Consider the following 5,494-nt stretch of genomic DNA (forward strand, 5'->3'; position numbering starts at 1 on the left):
CGGTGGCGGACCGTAGGGTAACGCCGGGAGGAAGCCTGATGAGCCCGTCGATCGCCGGGCCTGACGCGGAATCAACGATGCTCATGCCGGCCTTCTCACCGGGACCGCCGGACTCACCGAGACCGCCGGACCACCACGGAACCCGGCTGCCGCGGGACGGACGCGAGGACAGCGCACGCGGACGGACACCCGGACGGTTAACCGACCGCGGTCTTCAGGGCATCCCCCAGCGCACTCGCCTCGTCGGCGGTGAGTTCCACGACGAGCCGACCGCCCCCCTCCAGCGGGACACGCATGACGATGCCGCGCCCCTCCTTGGTCACCTCGAGCGGACCGTCACCCGTCCGCGGCTTCATGGCCGCCATCGGTGCACCTCTTCCTGCCGTCGGACCTGCATCTGACGACGATTATCCCGTAGACCGGACCGCAAACCGAAACACGTCTCTGCGCGGCATCACAACAGTCGCCCGCCGCAACATCGAGAGGTGGGCGTCGATGTTGACGACAACGCCTGCGCGTGTCCCTGCATAGGTCAGATCGACCGGTTACCAACAGTCGACTGTGATGCCACAGACAGTCGGCTGCGATCACTCGTCGATCTGTGGCGAGCGAGTATCCCGATGCCCGTCCGGCGATGGCGCGGTGTCGACGCGCGCGAAGGCGGCCAACCGGACCAGCTCCTCGTCCCGCCGGGCCAGCTCCTCGTCCCGCCAGGCCAGCTCGTCGGCGAGCCGAAGCAGGACGGCGTCGACCTCGGCCATCCGGTAACCACGCAGCGCCATCCCGAACCGCGTGCGGGCAACGTCACCGGCTGTTACCATGCCGGCAGGTAGTCCGGTAGGAGCGCCGTCCGGCGGCGCCGGGGCGAGCCGATCGAAGCGACCGACGGCCAGCGCGGCCACCGCGAAGACGACGGCGGCCACGATCACAATCTCGATGACGAGCACCACACATCCGATCGTGCCACGGCCCGCCGATCGTGGTGATTCTGGCAGGCTGGCCCGGTGCATGCCGACGCTGCCCACCCGGCCCCGCAACGACTGGATCCGCAACGACTGGATCCGCTACGGCTGGGTCCGCGGACCTTCGAGCCGACCGAGCTGATCGTGATGGCGATCGTCAACCGCACCCCGGACTCCTTCTTCGACCGCGGGGCGACATACGGTGCGGCCGAGGCCTTGGCTGCGGTCGACCGTGCGGTCGACGAGGGGGCGGGGATCATCGACATCGGCGGGGTGAAGGCCGCGCCCGGCGGCGAAGTGAGTGCGGCCGAGGAGCTGCGCCGTGTGGCTGGCTTCGTCGCCGAGGTCCGGGCCCGCCATCCCCGGCTGGTCATCAGCGTCGACACCTGGCGCGCGCAGGTCGGACGGGTCGTCGCGGGTGAGGGCGCCGACCTGCTCAACGATGCCTGGGGCGGGGTGGACCCGGCGCTCGCCGAGGTCGCGGCCGAGTTCGGCGTCGGTCTGGTCTGCACCCACGCCGGCCATCTGCCGCCGCGCACCCGGCCGCACCGGATGGTCTACGACGATGTGGTCGCCGACATCGTCGCCACCACGGTGGGGCTCGCCGAGCGGGCGGCGTCGCTCGGGGTCCGGCCGGATGCGATCCTCGTCGATCCGGGGCACGACTTCGGCAAGAACAGCCGCCACTCCCTCGAGGCCACCCGCCGGCTGCCGGAACTGGTCGCCACCGGGTGGCCGGTGCTCGTCGCGCTGTCGAACAAGGACTTCGTCGGGGAGGCCCTGGACACCGGCATCGACGAACGCCTGGAGGGCACGCTGGCCGCGACCGCGGTCAGCGCCTGGCTCGGGGCCCGGGTCTTCCGGGCGCACCAGGTGGCGGCGACGCGGCGGACGCTGCGGATGGTCGCGGCGATCCGGGGCGACGTCGACCTCGCCGTCGCTCGCCGCGGCCTCGCCTGATGAACAGGAACGGGCTCAGTCGCCTTCGACGATCTCCCGCGGGGTCGGGGGCGGAGGCGAGGTGACGGTCGCCGCTGTCACGCCCGCCTCCAGGAAGTCCAGCGCCTCGCCGATGCCGGTCGCCCAGCGGAGGGCATCCCGGGCGCGCGGGCGGACGAACCCGCGGTCGACCATCTCGTCGACGAGAATCCGCAGGTGGGCGAAGACCCCGTCGGGGTCGAGGAGCACCACGGGCTTGGTGTGCATGCGCAGGACCCCGGCGACCCAGACCTCGAGCAGCTCCTCGAGGGTGCCCAGGCCCCCGGGCAGGGCCAGGAAGGCGTCCGAGCGCGCGTCCATGAGCGCCTTACGCTCCCGCATGGTCTCCGTGACGATGATCTCGTCCGCGTCCAGGTCGCTGACCTCCATCGCGACCAGCGCCCGCGGGATCACGCCGACCGTGTAACCTCCGCTGGCCCGCACCGCCCGGGCGATCGCCCCCATGCACGACACCGAGCCTCCGCCGGAAACCAGGGTGTGGCCGCGCCGGGCGAGCTCGGTGCCGGTCTGGGCCGCCAGCAGGACGTACGAGGGGTCGATCAGCTCGGAGGACGCGCAGTACACGCAGACGTTCACGGAATATCCATACCTGCGGGCCGGGTGTGCCCGGCGGTTCCCTCCAGGATGATGCGCACGGCCTCGTGGATGTCGTCGGTGATCGAGAGGATCTGCAGGTCCCGCTCCTGGACCAGGCCGGCGGGCAGCAGGGTCGTCCGCATCCAGTCGACGAGTCCCGACCAGTACTCGGAGCCGATCAGCACCACCGGGAACCGGGTGACCTTGCCGGTCTGGACCAGGGTCAGCGCCTCGAACAGCTCGTCGAGCGTGCCGAACCCACCGGGGAGGATCACGAACGCTTCGGCGTACTTCACAAACATCGTCTTGCGGACGAAGAAGTAGCGGAAACTGACACCGAGGTCGACCCAGTCGTTGAGCCGCTGCTCGTAGGGAAGCTCGATGCCGAGGCCCACCGACAGGCCGCCGGCCTCCTGGGCCCCACGGTTCACCGCCTCCATCGCGCCCGGCCCCCCGCCGGTGATCACCGCGAAACCGGCCTCGGCGAGCGCGGCGCCGAGCAGCCGGCCCTGCCCGTAGAACGGGCTGTCCGGGGGAATCCGGGCCGAGCCGAAGACGGTCACCGCCCGTGGCAGTTCGGCGAGCAGGCCGAAACCCTCGACGAACTCGCTCTGGATCCGCATGACCCGCCACGGGTCGGAATGGACGAAACCCGAGGGGCTGCGGGTGTCGAGCAGGCGCTGATCCGTGGTGGAGTGCTCCACCTGGCCACGCCGGGCGATGACCGGCCCACGGAACTGCTCCGGTGGCGGGATCCGGCGCTCGCGCCCCATCGCGATCCCCGTGTCGCTACCGGTCCCGGTCCCACCGCCTGCGGGAGCTCCCGGGCGGGCCGAGGTTCCCGGACCGGCAGCGGGACCAGAAGCCCCAGAAGCCGTGGGACGTCCCATGGGCGGGTCGTCAGAAGAAGGCACGGCGCCCTCCCCCTCAGCAAGCGGCGGGGAGGGCGGCTCCGGGCTCAAGGACGGCGTCACCACGGCACCATAGGCCACGCTCCGACAGACACATCACGATGCCCGCACGGTAGTAGGACGACGGTGGACGAGGTCAGGGCGAGGCTATGGCGAGCTGACCAGGCCGAGCGACGCCCTTCTGGCCTCGTCCCGCACCATCCCGAAGTACTCGACATACTCGAAGGCGCCCCGGCTCGAGACCACGCGGGCAGGAGCACCCACCGCGACCGATCGAGTAGCAATCGATCGGGTTACCACGGCATTGGCGCCCACCAGGGCGTCGTCTCCCACCTCAAGACGACCCAGGATCCTCGCTCCAGTCCCGATACTCACCCGATCGCCGATTGTCGGGCGACCGAACTTCTCGCCAGTACCGCTCTTTCCTATCGTCACATCGTGTCCTACGTTGCAGTTCTCACCAATTTCACAGGCACCAATGATCACACCCCCAAAATGGGCGATAAAGAACCCCGGACCTATCCTGGCGGCGGGGGAGATCCAGATACCCGTCACGATCTGCGAGACCCGAGACAGAACGCGGTAGACAACCGTGCCCAAGAGCCGTCCTGCCGCCCCGGCTACGCCTTTCTGCGGACTTGCGACGAACGCACCGAACCGGTAGACGAGGATCGCCTGGAGGCCGGGGTTGTTCAGAACAGCAGCGATGCGGCTGGCCCCGATCGAGCGGGGTCGACGGCCATCGTTGTCGTAGTAGACAAATCGGTCAATATCCCGAAGAACAACATCCTTCAACGAACTCTCCCCTGGCAAAAAATGGATGAGAAATGGTCGTCCACTGCCGGTAGATCGTTGATTTCAGCCGGCGGGTATAAGCCACTTCGCAGGGCACTGCCACAGTATCGTCGGGGCGCCAGCCGAAAAAATCTTGGAAGTCCGGCCTTACCATGGTCTGCCTGAATAGACACGCACATAGTCTACGAACAGCGTCTGCGGGAACGCGGAGGCCGGCGGAAGCGGGGGACTCAGCTTCGCACTGACGGCGACATCCATGATTATATAGAAGTCTTTGTTCCACAGCCAAACCGGCGTGTCCTTCGGCTCGAGATGGCGGATGAGAAGGCCATCGAAATAGAAGTCGAGCCTGTTCGACCCCCAGTCAAGAGCATAGTTATGATAGCGGTCCGCAAGCGTGCCACCTGGGTAGACATAGTTCTTTCCCGACCCCCACCAGCCGGCCTCCCAACGATTTCCAGAGCCATCAACTCCAACAATGTTGGTATGGACCGTGGCCGGCTCGTTTGCCGTCGCCTCGACGACATCGATCTCGCCGGAGCGAGGCCAGTCATAAATTCCGTTCGGCCCTAGGAGCCAGAGAGCAGGCAACGTCCCGGTACCGATCGGCAGCCGGGCCCGGAACTCGAAGTACCCATATCTCCAGGTGGCCTTACCGCGGGTCTCCACCCGGCCCGACGAGAAGTGGGTATCCCCACAGGTTTTTATGGGAGATTTCTCCGCAATCGCCGTCAGCTTGAGATGGCCCTTGCCGTCCAGGCCGACGTTACGGGGATCGGCCGTATAACAGGAGACGTCCGTCGGCCCCCATTTCCCCCCTTGCGTGATCAACCACCTGGCGGGATCAACCGAGGCGTTCGCCGGACCGTCAAATTCATCGGACCACAGCAGTCGCGGCTCCATCCCGTCATCCTCTCGCGGAGTCCGCGGACCATTCGGCGGAGAAGCCTCTCCGGAGGATCGGGGACTAGAACCTGCCGAGGTGCCGGTCGCCGACGGTGGGCCGGATGGTAGCGCGGAGGAGGTCACCATGCCGCCAACGCCCGGACCGGCCACCGAAGGTCGAGGAGTGGCCTGCGGCGAACCAGATTCCCGTTTCGAGGTTCCACATCCCACGACCAGGCAGACGAGAAGAAGAGCGACCAGTCCTCCACGTCGACTCCGTCTCCAACGCCTCACCCGAGGTTTCATCCACCACGCCCCACATCTTCCGCCGGCACGACCAGTTGACTCGACGGTAAGCCATCTCAC

Annotated in this window: 7 protein-coding genes; 1 reads left to right on the forward strand and 6 read right to left on the reverse strand. The window is 67.7% G+C overall.

Annotation, left to right across the window (positions count from 1 at the left end):
• Positions 1-197 precede the first annotated feature (197 nt).
• Both AC08OX_RS14385 and AC08OX_RS14390 read right to left on the reverse strand, forming a co-directional pair.
• Positions 198-365, reverse strand: coding sequence for a DUF3117 domain-containing protein (locus AC08OX_RS14385; protein ID WP_007511639.1), 168 nt, complete (start codon positions 363-365; stop codon positions 198-200).
• Positions 366-587: 222 nt separating this feature from the next.
• Positions 588-950, reverse strand: coding sequence for a DivIVA domain-containing protein (locus AC08OX_RS14390; RefSeq protein WP_063579555.1), 363 nt, complete (start codon positions 948-950; stop codon positions 588-590).
• Positions 951-1,004: 54 nt separating this feature from the next.
• On the opposite strand from AC08OX_RS14390, the gene folP reads away from it, so the two are divergent.
• The gene (gene folP, locus AC08OX_RS14395) at positions 1,005-1,922 is read left to right on the forward strand and encodes a dihydropteroate synthase (RefSeq protein WP_476608289.1); all 918 of its coding nucleotides are present in this window, start codon (positions 1,005-1,007) and stop codon (positions 1,920-1,922) included.
• Between the two features lie 15 nt (positions 1,923-1,937).
• On the opposite strand, the gene AC08OX_RS14400 is transcribed toward folP, so the two are convergent.
• The 4 genes from AC08OX_RS14400 to AC08OX_RS14415 form a co-directional block, all read right to left on the reverse strand.
• Complete coding sequence (locus tag AC08OX_RS14400) at positions 1,938-2,537, reverse strand: LOG family protein (protein ID WP_476608290.1); 600 nt, start codon at positions 2,535-2,537, stop codon at positions 1,938-1,940.
• The gene (locus tag AC08OX_RS14405; protein ID WP_011438215.1) at positions 2,534-3,310 is read right to left on the reverse strand and encodes an LOG family protein; all 777 of its coding nucleotides are present in this window, start codon (positions 3,308-3,310) and stop codon (positions 2,534-2,536) included. The genes AC08OX_RS14400 and AC08OX_RS14405 overlap by 4 nt, the downstream gene beginning before the upstream one ends.
• A gap of 285 nt (positions 3,311-3,595) precedes the next feature.
• Entirely contained in the window at positions 3,596-4,243 is a 648-nt protein-coding gene (locus AC08OX_RS14410; protein WP_476608291.1) for a serine O-acetyltransferase, read from the reverse strand.
• Positions 4,244-4,390: 147 nt separating this feature from the next.
• Positions 4,391-5,146, reverse strand: coding sequence for a glycoside hydrolase family 16 protein (locus AC08OX_RS14415; RefSeq protein WP_476608292.1), 756 nt, complete (start codon positions 5,144-5,146; stop codon positions 4,391-4,393).
• Positions 5,147-5,494 lie beyond the last annotated feature (348 nt).

It is taken from the genome of Frankia sp. CoBUL1 (assembly GCF_978021245.1).

Excerpts from the sequence above, each read along its gene's own strand:
- AC08OX_RS14415 (WP_476608292.1), bottom strand. The coding sequence starts at position 5,146 with ATGGAGCCGCGACTGCTGTGGTCCGATGAATTTGACGGTCCGGCGAAC.
- AC08OX_RS14385 (WP_007511639.1), bottom strand. The coding sequence starts at position 365 with ATGGCGGCCATGAAGCCGCGGACGGGTGACGGTCCGCTCGAGGTGACC.
- AC08OX_RS14405 (WP_011438215.1), bottom strand. The coding sequence starts at position 3,310 with ATGGGGCGCGAGCGCCGGATCCCGCCACCGGAGCAGTTCCGTGGGCCG.